18 protein-coding genes and 1 pseudogene are annotated in these 18189 nt (G+C 64.5%); 10 read left to right on the forward strand and 9 right to left on the reverse strand.

All coding sequences use genetic code 11. From position 1 onward, the window contains the following. Window positions 1-544: 544 nt before the first annotated feature. From EJ072_RS31260 to EJ072_RS31290, 7 genes are all read left to right on the forward strand, one after another. The gene (locus EJ072_RS31260; RefSeq protein ID WP_126082739.1) at window positions 545-1807 is read left to right on the forward strand and encodes a septal ring lytic transglycosylase RlpA family protein; all 1263 of its coding nucleotides are present in this window, start codon (window positions 545-547) and stop codon (window positions 1805-1807) included. 116 nt (window positions 1808-1923) lie between these two features. Beyond that, a complete protein-coding gene (locus EJ072_RS31265; RefSeq protein ID WP_126082740.1) occupies window positions 1924-3102 on the forward strand; it encodes a D-alanyl-D-alanine carboxypeptidase family protein in 1179 nt (392 codons plus the stop codon). A gap of 72 nt (window positions 3103-3174) precedes the next feature. Next, a complete protein-coding gene (tmk, locus tag EJ072_RS31270; protein WP_126082741.1) occupies window positions 3175-3849 on the forward strand; it encodes a dTMP kinase in 675 nt (224 codons plus the stop codon). Then, window positions 3846-4901: a DNA polymerase III subunit delta' gene (locus EJ072_RS31275; RefSeq protein ID WP_126082742.1), complete on the forward strand. Its 1056-nt coding sequence runs from the start codon at window positions 3846-3848 to the stop codon at window positions 4899-4901. The genes tmk and EJ072_RS31275 overlap by 4 nt, the downstream gene beginning before the upstream one ends. Before the next feature lie 127 nt (window positions 4902-5028). Then, a complete protein-coding gene (metG, locus tag EJ072_RS31280; protein ID WP_126082743.1) occupies window positions 5029-6573 on the forward strand; it encodes a methionine--tRNA ligase in 1545 nt (514 codons plus the stop codon). Then, a complete protein-coding gene (locus EJ072_RS31285) occupies window positions 6573-7367 on the forward strand; it encodes a TatD family hydrolase (RefSeq protein WP_126082744.1) in 795 nt (264 codons plus the stop codon). Before metG ends, EJ072_RS31285 begins: the two co-directional genes overlap by 1 nt. Continuing rightward, entirely contained in the window at window positions 7364-8185 is an 822-nt protein-coding gene (locus EJ072_RS31290) for an MBL fold metallo-hydrolase (RefSeq protein ID WP_126082745.1), read from the forward strand. The genes EJ072_RS31285 and EJ072_RS31290 overlap by 4 nt, the downstream gene beginning before the upstream one ends. A 234-nt stretch (window positions 8186-8419) precedes the next feature. Here the strand turns inward: EJ072_RS31290 and EJ072_RS31295 are convergent, their stop codons facing one another. Beyond that, complete coding sequence (locus EJ072_RS31295) at window positions 8420-8725, reverse strand: hypothetical protein (RefSeq protein WP_126082746.1); 306 nt, start codon at window positions 8723-8725, stop codon at window positions 8420-8422. 58 nt (window positions 8726-8783) lie between these two features. On the opposite strand from EJ072_RS31295, the pseudogene EJ072_RS31300 reads away from it, so the two are divergent. After that, window positions 8784-9699 (forward strand): annotated as a pseudogene (locus EJ072_RS31300) (agmatinase). A gap of 18 nt (window positions 9700-9717) precedes the next feature. On the opposite strand, the gene EJ072_RS31305 reads toward EJ072_RS31300, so the two are convergent. From EJ072_RS31305 to EJ072_RS31325, 5 genes are all read right to left on the reverse strand, one after another. Next, window positions 9718-10128, reverse strand: a complete 411-nt coding sequence (locus EJ072_RS31305) for a hypothetical protein (RefSeq protein WP_126082747.1) — start codon at window positions 10126-10128, stop codon at window positions 9718-9720. A 3-nt stretch (window positions 10129-10131) separates the two neighbouring features. After that, window positions 10132-11007, reverse strand: coding sequence for an aldose 1-epimerase family protein (locus EJ072_RS31310; RefSeq protein WP_126082748.1), 876 nt, complete (start codon window positions 11005-11007; stop codon window positions 10132-10134). Window positions 11008-11183: 176 nt separating this feature from the next. Continuing rightward, window positions 11184-11900: a Bax inhibitor-1/YccA family protein gene (locus EJ072_RS31315; RefSeq protein ID WP_126082749.1), complete on the reverse strand. Its 717-nt coding sequence runs from the start codon at window positions 11898-11900 to the stop codon at window positions 11184-11186. Between the two features lie 35 nt (window positions 11901-11935). Further along, a complete protein-coding gene (locus tag EJ072_RS31320) occupies window positions 11936-12709 on the reverse strand; it encodes an anti-sigma factor (protein WP_126082750.1) in 774 nt (257 codons plus the stop codon). Then, window positions 12706-13227: a sigma-70 family RNA polymerase sigma factor gene (locus EJ072_RS31325; protein WP_189343135.1), complete on the reverse strand. Its 522-nt coding sequence runs from the start codon at window positions 13225-13227 to the stop codon at window positions 12706-12708. The genes EJ072_RS31320 and EJ072_RS31325 overlap by 4 nt, the downstream gene beginning before the upstream one ends. A gap of 149 nt (window positions 13228-13376) precedes the next feature. Here EJ072_RS31325 and EJ072_RS31330 point away from each other — a divergent pair, with 149 nt between their 5' ends. Together EJ072_RS31330 and mazG are read left to right on the forward strand one after the other, a co-directional pair. Further along, window positions 13377-14561: an amino acid aminotransferase gene (locus EJ072_RS31330; RefSeq protein ID WP_126082752.1), complete on the forward strand. Its 1185-nt coding sequence runs from the start codon at window positions 13377-13379 to the stop codon at window positions 14559-14561. A gap of 80 nt (window positions 14562-14641) precedes the next feature. Continuing rightward, the gene (gene mazG, locus EJ072_RS31335; RefSeq protein ID WP_126082753.1) at window positions 14642-15466 is read left to right on the forward strand and encodes a nucleoside triphosphate pyrophosphohydrolase; all 825 of its coding nucleotides are present in this window, start codon (window positions 14642-14644) and stop codon (window positions 15464-15466) included. 8 nt (window positions 15467-15474) lie between these two features. Here the strand turns inward: mazG and hflX are convergent, their stop codons facing one another. The 3 genes from hflX to EJ072_RS31350 all read right to left on the reverse strand — a co-directional run bounded on the left by hflX (window position 15475) and on the right by EJ072_RS31350 (window position 18115). Continuing rightward, on the reverse strand, window positions 15475-16863 hold the full coding sequence (hflX, locus tag EJ072_RS31340) for a GTPase HflX (RefSeq protein WP_126082754.1): 1389 nt from the start codon (window positions 16861-16863) through the stop codon (window positions 15475-15477). Further along, entirely contained in the window at window positions 16864-17109 is a 246-nt protein-coding gene (hfq, locus tag EJ072_RS31345) for an RNA chaperone Hfq (protein WP_006202172.1), read from the reverse strand. Window positions 17110-17251: 142 nt separating this feature from the next. Next, on the reverse strand, window positions 17252-18115 hold the full coding sequence (locus tag EJ072_RS31350) for a D-amino-acid transaminase (protein ID WP_126082755.1): 864 nt from the start codon (window positions 18113-18115) through the stop codon (window positions 17252-17254). Between the last annotated feature and the right edge of the window lie 74 nt (window positions 18116-18189).

An 18189-nucleotide genomic window follows, 5' to 3' on the forward strand; every position in this document is an offset into this window, starting at 1 on the left:
CTGTGCCGACAAGAACGCATGCGCTCCATGCTCTAGTGCGCCGCGCAAAGATCTGTCAATCGCAGGACAGGCTCAATCATATTCTCGGGAGCCGGGGGCAATCCCAGGAAGCCGGTCAGATGCAATTGACAATGCCGCCAAAACCCTGCCAATCTCTACCTGCTAATGTTCTAACGGGGGAATTGATGAAGAAGATCTATGAGAAGCCGGTTTTGACGAAGCGCCAGAAGCTGTCTCGTGCGACGGCCCAACAGCTGCCGTCCAACGTGCAGCCGCAATAGCAGGACAAACCCGCACTCTTATTCGGATTTGACGCGCTGGCGATCTTGTGGCCGGCGCTATTGGCAGCAGGGCGTTCTCGAACGAGCACGGACTTTCCGAGCGGCATTCTGCACTCATGCCACAATCTCGCCCTGTTGCGGCCATAATCGATTAACATCGTGATAAGCAATTCCTGTGCAAAAGGGATTGGGGATCAAGGTGTTGGCCTAACGGGCGACCTCTGGCTCCGTCGGGTGCAGCACGGTAGGGGACAATCGAAAACATGCAGACTCCGACGCGCCCGCGTCTTCGTCGCGCTTCTGCTTTCGCCCTGTGCGCCCTTTCGGGCCTGCTGCTGGCTGCCTGCGCCTCACAGCCCCAGCCGAAGGGGATGGTCTACAAGAAGGCCCGTCCCAAGGAATATTTCGCGGAATCCGAATATGGCGTGAAGGCAAGCCCGCGCGTCCAGTTCATGCGCCGGGGCGGCGGCCGCGACCAGCTCGGCAAGCCCTACCAGGTTCGCGGCAAGTGGTATTATCCGAAGGAAGACAAGAAGGGCTTCACCAAGGTCGGGCTGGCCTCCTGGTATGGCGATGCCTTCCACGGGCGTTTGACCGCCAATGGCGAAGTCTATGACATGACGCATCTGACGGCGGCGCATCCGACGATGCCACTGCCGAGCTATGCCCGCGTCACCAATCTGGAGACCGGCAGTTCCGTGATCGTTCGCGTCAACGACCGGGGTCCCTATCATGAGGGCCGCATCATCGACGTCTCCGAACGCGCCGCGCAGATGCTCGACTATGACAAGGTCGGCACGGCCCGGGTCAAAGTCGAATATGTCGGCCGCGCGCCGCTCGATGGCGACGACGACCAGTATCTGGTGGCGTCCTACCGCCCCGGCAACAACCGGCCGGATCCGTCGGACGGCCTGCCGACCGGTGTGATGGTGGCCATGAACGGCCCGTCGCCGAGCCTCTCGGTGGGCGCGCCGCCGGCCGTGCCGTTCCCTGGACAGTTGACCAATTCGGGGCAGGCCTTTGCCGCGCAGCCGGGCCTGTCGGAACAGCCGACCGTGCAGCCGGCAGCCTTCACGGTGCAAGGCGCCAGTGATGTCGTGCTGCCCGATTTCGGACCGATCGTGCCGGAGCGGCCGGATCTCGGCCTGCCGCCGAACTCGCCCTTCGCCATGGCTTCGCTGTCCTATGCGGATGAGCGGGTGAAGCGCGCCGATGTCTTTGCCGCGCTCGATGCCGGCGGCATGTCGCCGGCCGATATCCTGCGATCGTGGAAGAAATCGAACCGCCAGGAACAGGCGCCCGGATCCGACTACGTCGCCGCCGGTTCCTTCGACGAAGCCGCCGACGCCAAGCGTGTGGCCGCGGCGCTCGAGCCGTTCGGCCGGCCGGAGATCCAGCGCACCGAGCTCGACGGCAATGATTGGTACGCGGTCAATGTCTATCCGGACGGGCACGGCAGCATTGACGACCTGCTCCAGGCAGCCTGGTCGCATGGCGCGCCGGACGCGCTGGTTGTGCGTAACTGATTAAATTTGCACTGCACGTTGATCCGGCCGAAAAAACCCTGCTAGCTTGGCCGCGGGGTAGTCTTGGCGCAATTCCGGGCGACTCTCCGGTTTTGCTCAGATTGGGTCGACATTTCATGCAATTGCGCGTTCTTCCGCCTTTCGCCAGCCTTCTGGGATTGGTGCTGGCGCTGTTGTGCGCCGCCCCGGCTGGCGCGCAGCTGTTCGAGACCAAGGCGACGCAGGCGTTCATGATCGATGCCGACACCGGCACGGTGCTCTTCGCCAAGGACCCCGACAAGCCGATCCCACCGGCCTCGATGGCCAAGCTGATGACGATGGAGGTGGTCTTCAACGCTCTCAAGGCGAAGCGGATCACGCTCGACGACACGTTTGTCGTCAGCGAAAACGCCTGGCGCACCGGCGGCGCGCCGTCCGGGACCTCGACCATGTTCGCAAAGCTCAAATCCGAGGTCCGCGTCGAGGACCTGATCCAGGGTGTCACCGTGCAGGCCGCCAATGACGGCTGCATCGTGCTTGCCGAGGGCATGGCCGGCTCGGAAGCGAATTTCGCCGCGCAGATGACGGATCGCGCCCGCCAGCTCGGCCTGTCGAAATCGACCTTCGTCAATTCGACGGGCCTGCCTGCCGACGGCCAGCAGACGACGGTGCGCGAGCTGACGATGCTGGCGCTGCATCTGTGGCGCGACTACCCGGAGTTCTTCCACTATTACGGCCAGCCGGACTTCACCTGGAACAAGATCGCGCAAAGGAACCGCAATCCACTGATCGCCATGGGGATCGAAGCCGACGGCTTTGTGGCCGGCGCCAGCGAACAGGCGGGCTTCGGCCTAGTCGGCACAGTCAGCCACAACGGCATCCGCGTGATCGCCGCGCTCACTGGCCTGGCGAATGACCGCGAACGCTCAGAAGAGGCGCGCAAGCTGCTCGACTGGGGCTCGCGGTCGTTCCAGAAGACCGAGATCTTCGCCAAGGACGAGGTGGTCGGGGAAGCGCAGGTCTTCGGCGGCGCCAAATCCGGCCTGGCCTTGAAAGCCAAGGGCCCCGTGGACATCTTTCTTCCGATAGCCAACCGCGACAAGCTGACCGCCAGGATCGTCTATCAGGGTCCAGTGTCGGCGCCGGTCGAGGAAGGGCAACCGGTCGGTGAGCTGCGCGTTTGGATAGGCGATACGCTTAGCCAGCAGACGCCGCTCTATGCCGCCGAATCGGTGAAGGTGGGCACGCTGCCGCAGCGTGCGCTCGACGCGGCCAAGGAACTCGCTGTCGGCTGGCTGCGTCAGAAACATTTGTGATCGGGCAAGTTCGTGGACCTTTTGTCGGACGGGAGCTATGACAGCGGCCAGCACGGGCAAAGGCAGTCTCGATTGGCGAGCGGATTTTTTATCACTTTCGAGGGCGGCGAAGGAGCAGGCAAGTCGACGCAGATCGAGCGGCTGGCGCGGCGCATGCGCGCCAAGAAATACGAGGTGCTGGTCAGCCGCGAGCCGGGTGGATCGCCTGGCGCCGAGGCGGTAAGGCACGTTCTTCTGTCCGGCGCGGCCGAGCCGTTCGGCCCGAAGATGGAGGCAATCCTGTTCGCCGCCGCGCGCTCCGACCATGTCGAGCAGGTCATCCGGCCGGCAGTCGAGCGCGGCTCGATCGTGCTGTGCGACCGTTTCATCGATTCCTCGCGCGTCTACCAAGGTGTCACCGGCGGGCTCGACGCGGATTTCATGAAGGCGCTGGAGGCCGTGGCCATCAACGGCTTGATGCCGAACATGACGCTGATCTTCGACATCGATCCGGCCGAAGGCCTGAAGCGGGCGGCCGCGCGGCGCGGCGCGGGTGACGCCGCCGATCGTTTCGAGAAGGAGACTTTGGCCATCCACCGGCGGCGGCGCGAGGCTTTCCTGGCCATTGCCGCGGCGGAGCCGGAGCGCTGCATCGTCATCGACGCGGCCGCCGATCCCGATACGGTGGAAGATGTCGTCACCGCCGCCGTCTTCGCGGCGCTGGAAGAGAGGATGCCGGCGCAAAGGATCGAGACGGCGCCGGCATGATCTTCGAACGCATCGCCCCAGAGCAGCACGACACGCTGGACGGCGTGCCCGAGCCGGCCGAAACGCCGCGGCTGATCGGCCACGCGACGGCGGCCGGGATGCTCGCTGGCGCCTACCGCGCGGGCAAGCTGCCGCATGCGCTGATCTTTGCCGGGCCGCTCGGCATCGGCAAGGCGACGCTGGCGTTCCATCTGGCGCACCATCTTCTGAAATATCCGGATTTCAGGACGGCGCCCGACACGCTTGCCGTTCCCGATCCGGCGTCCCCACTGTTTCGCCAGATCGCCACCGGCGCGCATCCGGGCGTGCTGCATCTGACGCGCCCCGCCAACGACAAGATCAAGAGCTTCAAGACGGTGCTGACCGTGGACGAAATCCGCAGGGTCAGCCGCTTCCTGTCAATGACTTCGCATGATGGCAGCTACCGTGTCGTCATCGTCGACCCGGCCGACGACATGAACACCAACGCCGCCAATGCCTTGCTCAAGAATCTCGAGGAGCCGCCGGCGCGCACCTTGTTCATTCTGATCGTGCACGCGCCGGGCAGCCTGCTGCCGACGATCCGCTCGCGTTGCCAGATGGTGCGGCTCGCGCCGCTGGCGGCCGACGAGCTGATGGCCGTGCTGGAGAATGTCGAACCGCCGCCGCCGGATGATGCGGCCGCACGCGCGGCGCTCGCCGAGCGGGCAGGGGGCAGCGCGCGCAACGCCATCCTGCTCACCCAATATGGCGGGCTGGAGATCGCCGGCGCGCTCGACGCACTGGTGACGGCCGGGAAGCCCGACATTGCCGGCGCCCACCGCCTCGCCGAGGCCGTGGCGGGACGCGACCAGGCGATCCAGTTCGACATCTTCAATCGCCGCGCGCTCGATCTGCTTTCGGCCGCCGCCAGCGAAGCGGCGCTGTCCGGCGACCTCGCCAGGGCCAAAACCCTGTCTGAGGCTTGGCAGGAGGCGCTTAACACGATATCTGAGGCCGAGACCTACAATCTCGACAAGAAGCAGCACGCCCTGACCATGATCGACCGCCTGAATTCTGCGATGCGAATGTGACGGCCCGTTCGATGCATGCCGTTGGCCCACTTTCGGGCGGCCTGCATTGGCCTCGGGATGGCAATCGACGTTCCGATGCGATATCCACCGCCACAACTCACATTCAGATATTCATGACGGTTCATTCATGTCACGCGACACATTCTACATCACGACCGCGATCTCCTATCCGAACGGCAAGCCTCATATCGGCCATGCCTATGAGCTGATCGCCACCGACGCGCTTGCCCGCTTCCAGCGGCTCGACGGCAAGGACGTGTTCTTCCTGACCGGCACCGACGAGCACGGCATCAAGATGCTGCAGACGGCGCGCAAGGAAGGCATCGCGGCGCGCGAGCTCGCCGACCGCAATTCGGCCGAGTTCAAGCGCATGGCGAGCGCGCTGAACGCTTCCAACGACGATTTCATCCGTACCACCGAGGAGCGGCATTATGCGTCCTCCCAGGCGATCTGGAAGGCGATGGCCGCCAATGGCGACATCTACAAGGGTGGCTATGCCGGCTGGTATTCGGTGCGCGACGAGGCCTATTACGGCGAGGAGGAGACCGAGGTCCGCGCTGACAATGTGCGCTACGGGCCGCAGGGAACGCCTGTCGAATGGGTCGAGGAGGAAAGCTATTTCTTCCGCCTGTCGGCCTATCAGGACAAGCTCATCGCGCTCTACGAGAGCCAGCCCGATTTCATCGGTCCGGCCGAGCGTCGCAACGAGGTGATGAGCTTCGTCAAATCCGGGCTGAAGGACCTGTCGGTCTCGCGCACCACCTTCGACTGGGGCGTGCCGGTGCCTGGCGACGAGAAGCATGTGATGTATGTGTGGGTCGACGCCTTGACCAACTACATCACCGGCATCGGCTATCCCAATGAAAACGATGATAAATGGCGTTTCTGGCCAGCCGACGCGCACATCATCGGCAAGGACATCGTGCGCTTCCACGCGGTCTATTGGCCGGCGTTCCTGATGTCGGCGGGAATTCCGCTGCCGAAGCGCGTCTTCGGCCACGGCTTCCTGTTCAACCGCGGCGAGAAGATGTCGAAGTCGGTCGGCAACGTCATCGACCCGTTCACGATGGTGGACCATTACGGCGTTGACCAGGTGCGCTATTTCTTCCTGCGCGAGGTGCCGTTCGGTCAGGACGGCAACTACAGCCATGAGGCGATCGTCAACCGCACCAACGCGGATCTCGCCAATGGCCTTGGCAATCTGGCGCAGCGGTCGCTGTCCATGATCGCCAAGAATTGCGGCGGTGCGGTGCCGAAGCGCGACGAGCTGGCGGAGGCCGATACGGCGATCCTCGACCAGGCGATCGAAGCGCTGGCCGTTTCGCGCCGGGCGATGGCGGAGCAGGGCATCCATCTGGCGTTGGCCGCGATCTTCGGCGTGGTGGCGGAAGCGGACCGCTATTTCGCTTCCCAGGAGCCGTGGGCACTGAAGAAGACCAATCCGGAGCGGATGGAAACGGTCTTGTGGACAACGGCCGAACTGGTGCGACGCGTGGCACTCCTTTGCCAGCCCTTCATTCCGGGATCGGCGGCCAAGCTGCTCGACCTGCTGGCCGTGCCTGCGGGCAAGCGTGCTTTCGAGCACATCCATGCCGACCAAGCGCTGGTGCCCGGCGCCGCGTTGCCGGCGCCGGAGGGCGTGTTCCCGCGTTATGTCGAGCAAGGCGCCTGATGCTGGTCGACAGCCACTGCCATCTCGACTTTCCGGACTTTGCCGAGGAGCGGGCGGCTATCGTCGCCCGCGCCCTCGCCGCCGGGGTAGGCCGCATGGTCACGATCTCGACGCGCGTGAGGCGCTTTCAGCAGATCCTTGAAATCGCTGAAACTTTCAACGAGGTCTATTGCTCGGTCGGCACTCATCCGCACAATGCGGCGGAAGAGCTCGACGTCACCGCCGACGAGCTGGTCCGGCTTTCCGGTCACCCAAAGGTCGTGGCGATCGGCGAGGCCGGACTGGATTACCACTATGACAAGGCGCCGCGCGATGCGCAGGCGCAAGGTTTTCGCACCCATATCGCCGCTGCGCGCCGGACCGGCCTGCCGCTGGTCATCCATGCGCGCAATGCCGACGACGACATGGCGTCGATCCTCGAGGACGAGACAGGGAAGGGCGCCTTCCCCTTCATTCTGCACTGTTTTTCGTCTGGACGCAGGCTGGCCGAAGTCGGCGTGGCGCTGGGCGGCTATGTCTCCTTCTCCGGCATCCTGACCTTCAAGAATTCCCCCGAGTTGCGCGCTATCGCGGCTGATGTTCCGCGTGACCGGCTCCTGGTCGAGACCGACGCGCCCTACCTCGCGCCGATCCCGCATCGGGGAAAACGCAACGAACCGGCCTATGTCACGAACACGGCGAAGGTTCTTGCCGAGACCATCGGTGTCAGCGAAACCGAGATCGCCGATATCACCACCGGCAATTTCTTCAGGCTGTTCACCAAGATGCCGCGTCCGGACATGGCGCGGACATGAGCGACCGGCTGCGCTTCACCGTCCTTGGCTGCGGCTCATCGCCCGGCACGCCCCGCATCACCGGCGATTGGGGCAATTGCGATCCCGCGAATCCGAAGAACCGGCGCATGCGCACGGCGGCCCTGGTCGAGCGGATTGCCGCCAATGGCGCGCGCACCACGGTCGTCATCGACACCGGACCGGATTTCCGCCAGCAGATGCTGATGGCTTCGGTCCGGCGTATCGACGCCGTCGTCTATACCCATCCGCATGCCGACCATATCCATGGCATCGACGATCTGCGCGGCTTTGTGCACGACCAGCGGCACAGGATCGACATCCACGCCGACGAACCGACGATGGAGCGGCTGCGCCAGGCCTTCGGCTATTGCTTCGAGACGCCGCCCGGCAGCTCCTATCCGCCGATCGTCAAGGCTCATATCATCGATCACGCGAGACCGGTGGTGATCGAAGGCGAGGGGGGCGCCCTCGCCTTTGAGCCGCTGCCGCAGATCCATGGCGATATCATTTCGCTGGGCTTCCGCATCGGCGGGCTTGCCTACTGCCCGGATATCAGCGATTTCCCGGTCGCCACCGCCGAGCGGTTGCTGGGCCTCGACATCCTGGTGCTCGACGCGCTGCAATACAACACCCATCCCAGCCATCTGTCGCTCGGCCAGGCTCTGGGCTGGATCGAGAAACTGGCTCCGAACAAGGCCGTGCTGACGCATATGCACGTGCCGCTGGACTACGCCGTGGTGATGGCCGAGACGCCGGAGCACGTGGCGCCGGCCTATGATGGCATGGTGGTTGAAATTCCTTACGAGTCAGAGCGATAGCGGCGACTCTCAGCCAGTATCGCAGCCCGTCATTCCTGCGTTTGGCTGGTAGCTCGAATTCGCGAGGCGGCGCACGCAGCCAGTCCACAGAGTTTGTCGCCAATGGCGCCAATGGCGAGCCGCGGCAATTCTCGGAGTGAGTAATACGCAAGTTCCATAATCTATCTTATGCGACTTATGTTCGGATGGCGCCGTGCCGCAATCTCAGCCCGACCGCCCTTCCTCGCAGCCCTATCACTGCAGATCCGACAACTCGTCATCGAGGATCAGCGCCTGCCGGGCCGTCGCGTCGAGCGCGCAGCTGACCATGATGCTGCTCTGGCGATCGGTGTTGACGGTTTCGGCGGACGCTTCCGCCGCGCATCGCGCGTTGCGATAAGCGCTGCCTTGTCCGAAGCCCGTAATTTCTCCCCGGCCGTTGCCAGCGACAAGGTGGCAAGGAGCAAAGTACAAACCGCCAGCATCAGAACGCTTTTCATCGCTGTAGCCCCACTGTGTTGCGCGAGACGGGAATTGTCGCAAAACTCCGGGCTGAAGCAACTACCCGGCCCCTGGCTGCCGCCGACCCGCGGCGTATAACAATGAAAGCATCCGGAAAATGACCGCTTCCTTTCTCGGCTTTCCCAATTACCTCCCTGACAGCCGCGTGCCGCGAGCCGTGGTCTTCGGAGCTGGTCACGGAAGCACCTATCGTGGGAAGGACAGCAGTGGCTACGCCGAGGCCGCCAACGCCATCCGCACCGCCAGCCAGGGCGATGCCCCGCTGGTCGAGCACTGGGATTTCGATCTCGGTGGCCCATTGTTCAATGGCGGATCGGGCAGCTGCACCGACACCGGCGACATCTTGACCATCATGCATGACAATGATGGCAACCGGGCCCGGATCGAGGCAAGGACACGCGAGATCCTGTCCCTGCCGGCCGTGCCGATCATGCTTGGCGGTGACGATTCCGTCGTCATTCCGTTCCTTGCGGGCTTTGCCGACCGTGGACCCACCTGGATCCTGCAGATCGACGCCCACATCGATTGGCGCGACGAGGTGAATGGCGGTCGATACGGCTATTCGAGCCCGATGCGGCGGGCGAGCGAGATGGCCCATGTCGCCGGCATGGTGCAGGTCGGCCTGCGCAGTCGGCAGCGCACGTCTCGCGGAAATCGAAGCGGCGCGGCGCTATGGCAGCCGGTTCGTCACAGCGCGCGAGGTTCACGCCCACGGCGTCGAAGCTGCTTTGCAGCACATTCCGGAAGGAGCGCGTGTCGTCGTCACCCTAGACTGCGACAGCCTCGATCCCTCGATCATGCCGGGCGTGGCGGCGCGCACGCCCGGCGGCGTCAACTATACACAAGCGACCGACCTGATCGCGGGCCTCGGCAAGCGGGCCAGGATCGCGGGGTTCGACCTCGTTGAACTCTACCCACCCGCCGATATTGACGGCCTGTCGGCGCTGACCGCGGCGCGGCTTCTCGTCAATGCGATAGGTGCGATCGTGCGGCAGCCACGCTGGGAGGGCTAGCATCGGAAGAAGCCGGAGCTAGAAGAACCGTTCGAGAAATGCCGCCGTCACGTCCGAGATGCCGACGATCTTGTTCGTCGCCTGGCGGTAGAATTTGAAATTGAGCTCGATCTCGGGCCGGCCGTCCTTCCAGTCCCTGAAGCGCTTGAGCTCATTGCGGCCCAGCCGTTTCGTCGCCAGGGCGGTACGGCGGACTGAGACACTGACCCGCGGCGTCTGCCGTTCGAGATCGGGACGCCTGGGTGTGGCCTCCGATGAGGTCACGACGCCGCGCGCGATCAGCCCCTGCCCGCCTTCGTTCTCGCTGGCGAACAGGAAGATGACGTCGCCTTCCGCAATGCGCTTGCCGCCATACATGGTTTTCTGGGCGGCGAAGACGAAGGTTTCCGCCTGCGGGTCCTCGATCTCGGCCTTGATCGCGTACGCCATTGCCTACGGTTCCCGGCTGAGGCCGATCCGGTAGCTCAGGACGCGCCGGGTACCCGGCTCGATCAGCATGACGCCAGGCTTGCCGGTGAACTCGCCGTCGAAATCGACGGGACTGGCGATGCCGTGCCAGGGCTCGATGCACAGGAAAGGCGCGCCGCCGGGCTTGGACCAGATGCCCAGCTCGTTGAAGCCCTGCCATGACATCTCGATCGCCGGCCCGCGCTCGGCGGCGTAGCGCACGCTGTTGCTCACCGGCTTGTCGAGAATGACGGCGTCGTCGACGAACAGTTTTTCGGACAGCGGCAGCGTCTTTCCCTGGATGGGCGTCGGTTGCGGGGCCGGCAGCAGCAGGCCGTCCTTCAGGCGGCGGACCGGCGCCGGCTCATTCTTGGCGAAGGTCAGCCGATAGGCTTCCTTGGGCAGTTCCGGCAGCAGCGGCCAGTTGAACGCCGGATGCGCGCCGATCGAGGCCGGCAGCGGCTCGTCGCCGGTATTGGTGATCTCGAAGGTCACGCCAAGCTGCCGGGACGTCAGCTCGTAGCCGATGGCCAAGCGAAAGGCGAAGGGGTAGTGCGTCCGCGTTTCGGCGTTATCCGACAGCACCAATGTGCAGGAGGTCGGCCCCTGCTCCGCCCAGGCAAAGCGCCGGTCGCGGGCAAAGCCGTGCTGCGTCATCGGATAGGTTTGGCCGCGATGGCGGAGCTGATCGCCCTTCAGGCGGCCGACGATCGGGAACAGGACCGGCGAGTGGCGCCGCCAGGCGGGGCCTGCCTGCCACAGAAGCTCGGTGCCGTCGCCATCGCGCAGCGAGACCAGCTCGGCCCCCTGCCCGACGATGGTCGCCGAGATCCCCTCAGCGTTAAGCGTCACCTGTTCCATTGCGTCCTCGCGGTTGGCTGGTTGGGCCGGCAGGCTAGCAAAAGGCCGCGCGTGAACTCAAGCTCGGCAGGCAGATCCACCTTGGTCGTGGACGCTTTGGGCGCGGTCGACAAAAACGGCCGGAGGTTTCCCTCCGGCCGCGCCGAGGTCAGCAGTGTTGCCTGCTACGGCCCGGACTATTCGCGCTCGCCGGTGAAATTCAGGAGCAGCTGGAAGATGTTGATGAAGTTCAGATAAAGCGAGAAGGCGCCGAAGACGGCGAGCTTCTGCTGCGATTCGGCATCGAAATTCTCGGCATACTGCTCCTTGATGGTCTGCGTGTCCCAGGCGGTGAGGCCGACGAAGACAGCGATGCCGATCACCGAGATGGCGAATTGCAGCGCGGTCGAGCCGAGGAACAGGTTGACTAGGCTTGCGATCACCACGCCGATCAGGCCCATGATCAGGAAGGACGAGAACTGCGTCAGGTCGCGCCTGGTCGTGTAGCCGTAGAGGCTGGTGGCGCCGAACATCGTGGCGGCGATGAAGAAGGTGCGCGCGATGCTGGTCGAGGTGAAGACCAGGAACACCGAGGCGAGCGACAGGCCCATGACGGCGCAGAAGGCCCAGAACATCGTCTGCGCGCTCGCGGCCGACATGGTCTGCATCTTGAAAGAGAAGAGCATGACGAAGGCGAGCGGCGCCAGCATCACCACCCATTTCAGCGGGCTGGAGAAGATCGGCACGTAGAGCGCCGGTGTCGAGGCCACGAAGAAGGCGACGAGGCCTGTGACGACGAGACCGAGGCCCATATAGTTGTAGACGCGCAGCATGTGCTTGCGCAGGCCCTCGTCATAGACGGCTCCGGCCTGGACGCCGGCGCCCATTCGGTATCCCAGATTGGGGCTGTTCATCAGGTTCTCCTTGGTTCTCAGTAGAGGGTCTGTTTTCAGTAGAGAGTTCTGGCGAGTTTTTCGGCGGCACGGTCGAGGCTGCGGGCGTCGCCGCGGCCGACCACCGCATAGGCGACCTCGCCGATCTGGAAATAGGCGGTTGAGATGTCGTCGGCGGGCGCGACCGTCGGCTTCACGACGTCGAACGTGCCCGGCCTGATGGCGAACAGCGAGACGAGGCCGAGGTCCCTGGTCTGGACCGCCATCTCGACGCTCGGCCCGAATTGCGAGGGATAGACCTGGACGTCGCGGATCTTCCAGTCGTCGGGCAGCGACGGCATTACGATTGCGGTGGCCGCGCGGATCTCATCGGCATCGTAGCCCGGCGCTTCCCGCTGCGAGGGCATCGTCTCGCGCATCAAGGTCGTCCGGTGCGCTCTCACCGCATCCTCGACATAGGCCGGTGGCTGCGTCGAGGCGACCACCTTGGTCACCGCGATCGGCCCGAAAATGCCGTTGGCAAGCCAACCCGCCGCGACCAGCACGGCCGCGGCGGCGGCGCGCTGCAGCACGATAAGCATCCGCCCCCTGGCAAGGGCTCTTTCCAGCCGCCGCGCCGCTTCGGTCGTGGCCGGACGCGCCGTGCCGACGGGGCCGGCAAGCGCGACGCGCAGTTCGTCACGCGTCCTCAGGTCCGACATCACGCGCGCCGCCGCTTCCGGGCGCGCGGCGAGGTGCGCCTCGACCTCGATGCGGCGGGCGACATCCAGCTGGTCGTCTACATAGGCGTCGAGATCGGCATCGGTTACGGGGTCGACAATGACGGTCATTGATCGTCTCCCACGATCCTGAGATGCGGCCTGGCTTTCTGCGGCGCGCCCTCCTCCATCTCGCGCAGCGCGGCGCGCGCGCGGCCGATGCGCGACATCAAGGTTCCGAGCGGCACGCCGATGACTTCGGCGGCCTGCTGATAGGAAAGCCCCTCGATGGCGACGAGATGGAGCGCGGAGCGCTGTTCCTCGGGGAGCGAAAGAAACGCTTCCCGGACCTGCGACAGGCGCACGGAATGGTCCTGCGAGGCCGGCACGCTCTGGTCGGTGACGAGGCCGGCTTGTTCGATGCGCGCCGTCTCGGAGCGGCGCGAGCGCATGCGGTCGATGAAGACGTTGTGCACGATCGCCAAGAGCCAGGCGCGCAGATTGCCGTCGGAGCGAAAGGTCGCGCGCCGCTCATAGGCGCGCACCAGCGCGTCATGGACGAGATCCTCAGCATCGGTGCTGTCGCGCGTCAGCGAGCGCGCATAGCGCCGCAGCGATCCCAACTGCCCGACAATTTCGAAGCGTGCCATAGACCGTTTCATGCCCTGTTTACGAAGCCTGTAGGGGATTTAATCCCCCTGCCCGGCATTTTCTTTATGCATCGCCGGCGCGCTGAGGAAACCGCTGGCGCGGCGGGGGCTATTTGCGTATCACTCCGCCGCCATTGGAGTCCTTTTCGATGTTCGAGACCCTGCAGCCCGCACCCGCCGACAAGATCCTTGCCCTGATCGGCCTCTACCGCAGCGATCCACGTCCGGGCAAAGTCGACCTCGGCGTCGGCGTCTACAAGGACATCGAGGGCAGGACGCCGGTAATGCGCGCCGTGCGCGAGGCCGAGAAGAGGCTGCTGGCGAGCCAGGACACCAAGACCTACCTCGGCCTTGCCGGCGACACCGGCTTCAACGCCGCCATGATCAAGCTCGCCTTCGGCGAAAAGGCCGATCATTCGCGCATACGCGCGGCTCAGGCGCCGGGCGGATCCGGCGCGCTCAGGCTGGTGGCAGAGCTGCTGCAGCGCACGCGTCCCGGCGCGACGGTGTGGCTTTCCGACCCGACCTGGCCGAACCATCCGCCCGTGATGCGGGCCGCCGGCCTTGAGGTTCGCAACTATCCCTATTTCGATGCCGCCTCCGGCGCTGTGCGCTTCGACGAGATGCTGGCAACGCTCAGGACGGCCAACAGCGGCGACGTCGTGCTGCTGCATGGCTGCTGCCACAACCCGACCGGCGCCAATCTCGACGCCGCGCAGTGGGCGAAGGTCGCGGACGTTCTCCTGGAGCGCGGCCTGCTGCCTTTCGTCGACATCGCCTATCAGGGATTTGGCGAGGGCCTGGACGCCGATGCCGCGGGTCTGCGGCTCTTGGCCGACAAGGTGCCGGAGATGGTTGTCGCTTCGAGCTGCTCGAAGAATTTCGCCGTCTATCGCGACCGCGTGGGTGCTGCGATGATCATGGCCAAAGACGGCGCGCAGGCCGATGTGGCGATGAGCCAGGTGCTGGCGGCGGCGCGGGCGCTTTATTCGATGCCGCCGGATCATGGCGCCGCGGCGGTGCGCATGGTGCTGGAAGACGCCGGCCTGAGGAAGGACTGGGAGACGGAGCTCGAGGAGATGCGGCTGCGGATGCTGAGGTTGCGCGTCGCTTTTGCCGAAGCATTGCGCCGGCAGTCCAACTCGGATCGCTTCGATTTCGTCGCCAGCCATCGCGGCATGTTTTCCAGGCTTGGGCTGACGGAAGCACAGGTGGAGCGCCTGCGCACCGATCACGCCGTCTACATGGTCGGCGACAGCCGCATCAACGTCGCCGGCCTGCCGGAGGACGGCATGGACGATCTCGCCAAGGCGATTGTCTCAGTGCTCGACTGAAGGCCGCGACAGCTGTGGACAAGTCACGCCGGCGAGCCGCCGGGATGGCCGACTTGCGGGCCGCGCGCTAGCTTGAGGCCATGAAGCCCTCGAAAGACATTTCCCGGCTGATCGAGATCATGGCGGCGTTGCGCGCGCCGAAGACCGGCTGCCCGTGGGATATCGAGCAGAACTTTTCGACCATCGCGCCCTACACGATCGAGGAAGCCTATGAAGTGGCCGACGCGATCGCGCGCGGCGATTTCGACGACCTGCGCGAGGAACTGGGCGACCTATTGCTGCAGGTCGTCTACCACGCGCAGATGGCCGAGGAGATCGGCGAGTTCGCTTTCGGCGATGTGGTCGAGGCCATCACCACCAAGATGATCCGCCGCCATCCGCACGTCTTCGGCGATGAGAAGGCGCGCAGCGCCGGCATGGCCAAGGGCATGTGGGAGAAGATCAAGGCTGAGGAGAAGGCTGAAAAGCGCAGTGCCCGCATCGCGCGCGGGCTCGATCCGGAGGATCACGGCAAGGGTTTTCTCGACAGCGTTCCGGTGGCGCTCCCTGCCCTGACACGCGCGCTCAAGCTGCAGGAGAAAGCAGCGCGCGTCGGCTTCGATTGGAGCGAGGCAGCCCCCATCCTCGACAAGATCGAGGAGGAAATCGGCGAATTGCGCGAAGCGCTCACCACGGGGGATGCCGCGCCGATCAAGGACGAGTTCGGCGACATGTTGTTTGCCATCGTCAATCTTGGCCGCCATCTCAAGCTCGATTCGGAAGCGGCGCTCAGCGGCACCAATGAAAAGTTCCGCTCCCGCTTCCACTATGTCGAGCAGGCCGTGGCGGCTTCGGGCGGTTCGCTGGAGAAGGCGACGCTCGACGAGATGGAAGCGCTCTGGCAGCAGGCCAAAAGCGCCAAGTAATCAGCCGGTTAGCTATCGTTCTTGCGATGCAGCCGGCTCTCGATCTCCTGCCGGGCGCTATGCGTGGCCGTGAGCGAGAGAGTGACGCTGCCGTCCTCATTGTCGGTGCGCGAAACGATGTCGCCGTTGCGGTACAGCCAGTCGACCTGGCCGAGCTGGGCCGGGCTCAACGTCACCGTCATCGTCTCCAGCTCGCCCGACACCCGCGTCTCGATCAGCGCTTTCAGCGTGTCCAGTCCCTCGCCGGTCACCGCCGAAATGGCGATCGGCGGTGACTTGCCGCTCGCTCCCTCCGCAAGCAGCCGCTCGCGATTGCCCTCGTCGAGCAGGTCGATCTTGTTCCAGACCTCGATCACGCGGTTCGTGTCGGCGGCGTCGACGCCGAGATCGGCAAGGATGCGTTCGACATCCTCAGCCTGGGCCGCCGTGTCCGGATCGGAGATGTCGCGCAGATGCAGCACCAGATCGGCCTCGACGACCTCTTCCAGCGTCGCCCGGAAGGCGGCCACCAGATGCGTCGGCAGGTCGGAGATGAAGCCGACCGTATCCGACAGGATGATCGGCGTGCCGTGCGGCAGCCGCACGCGCCGCAAGGTGGGGTCGAGCGTGGCGAACAGCATGTCCTCGGCCAGCACCCCTGCCCCGGTCAGCCGGTTGAACAGCGTCGACTTGCCGGCATTGGTGTAGCCCACGATCGCCACCACCGGAAAAGGCACCTTCTTGCGCTTGGCGCGGTGCAGGTCGCGCGTGCGCCGCACCGTTTCCAGCTCGTGCTTCAGCTTGGTGATCTTGTCCTGCAGGATGCGGCGGTCGGATTCGATCTGGGTTTCACCGGGGCCGCCGAGGAAGCCGGCGCCGCCGCGCTGCCGCTCGAGGTGGGTCCAGCTGCGCACCAGCCGACCCTTCTGGTAGTTGAGATGCGCGAGCTCGACCTGCAGCGTGCCTTCCTTGGTGCGCGCCCGCTCGCCGAAGATCTCGAGGATCAGCCCGGTGCGGTCGAGCACCTTGGCATTCAGTTCCTTTTCGAGATTGCGCTGCTGCACCGGCGTCAGCGGATGGTCGACAATGACCAGTTCCGCCTTGCGTTCTTTCACGATGTCGGCGAACTCGGCCACCTTGCCGCTGCCGAGCAGCGTCGCCGGACGCGGGTCGGCGACCGTCACCACCGCGGTGTGGACCGGGTTGAGGTCGATGGCGCTGGCAAGCCCTACCGCCTCGTCATGGCGGGCATCCGCCGAGCGGGTCAGACGCGGACGGCTGGTTTCCTCGTCGCCGCGCGGCTGGCGGGTAAGCACCGGCACAATGACGACAGCCCGGGTCGGATCCTTGGCTTCCGGCCCGAGTTGATGTCCTTGTTTTCCGCGAACGCTGCGGTCCGCGTCCTTATCACGTGCCAATCAGGCGCCCTGGCTTTCCTCGCCATCGAACATCTGAACCGGCTGGCTCGGCATGATCGTGGAAATGGCGTGCTTGTAGACGAGCTGGGAGTGCCCGTCACGCCGCAACAACACACAAAAATTGTCGAACGAAGTGACGACGCCGGTCAGCTTCACGCCGTTGATGAGGAAGATGGTAAGTGGATTTTTGCTCTTGCGAACTGAATTCAGGAACAGGTCCTGAAGGTTTTGCGATCGTTCCGCCATTTTTCTTGTCTTTCGCCGATCCCCTTCGGTTTGCTGCCAATGCGCCAAATTACGCGGCACGTGTCAAGCGCGCAAACCCCCTCTTGCCGATACAAAGGCAAGCAGAACGAGATAGTTGAGGTTAACTCCAGTTGTGCGGTTATCAGGCTGGACTTTTTTCCGCAACGTCAAAAAAAGCCTGCCGCAACGAAAGTGTCATAGAGCCAGGATGGCCATTTGCGATTGGCGCACCGTCGATTTCGACCACCGGCATGGCGATTGTGGTCGCCGAACTGATGAACGCCTCCTTGGCAGCCTTGGCCTCAGTGACCGAAAAACCGCGCTCCTCGATCTTGAGGCCGAGCTTGGCGGCGACATCGAAAAGCGTCGTGCGGGTGATGCCGCGCAGGATGCCGTGCTCGGCCGGCCGGGTCACCAGTATGCCGTCCCTTGTGACAATCCAGGCGTTTGACGAGCCGCCTTCCTTGACGTTGCCATCGGCGTCGACGAACCAGGCTTCCTGGGCGCCGGCTTCCTTGGCCTTCTGCTTGGCAAGCACATTGGGCAAAAGGCCCGTGCTCTTGATGTCGACGCGGTCCCAGCGATTCTCAGGCACGGTGATGACCTTGATGCCGGCCTCCACCCGCTTCGCATTCGCCGCCGGATCGGCTTTCCTGGCGGTTATGACCAGGGAAGATTTCGTGCCTGCCGGCGGGAAAACGAACTCGCGGCTGGCGACGCCGCGCGTCACCTGCACATAGACAAGGCCGTCGACCACGCCGTTGCGATTGACCACCTCGCGCAGCAGCAGCGACAAGACGCCTTCCGATACCGGCCAGGCGATCGACAGTTCCTTCAGCGAGCGCTTGAGCCGGGCAAGATGGCGCGGCATGTCGACGATATGGCCGCGCGCCACTTCGCAGACCTCATAGACGCCGTCGGCGAACTGGTAGCCGCGGTCCTCGATATGGACGCTGGCTTGGGAATGGACGACATAGCGCCCGTTGACATAGGCAATGCGCGGCATGGGCATCCTCGGGGAAATATCGGGCTTTCTTAGGCGATTCTGCCTTTGCCGTAATAAACAATCGCGTGGGCCAA

The organism is Mesorhizobium sp. M2A.F.Ca.ET.046.03.2.1, assembly GCF_003952425.1.
Classification (GTDB): Bacteria; Pseudomonadota; Alphaproteobacteria; order Rhizobiales; family Rhizobiaceae; genus Mesorhizobium.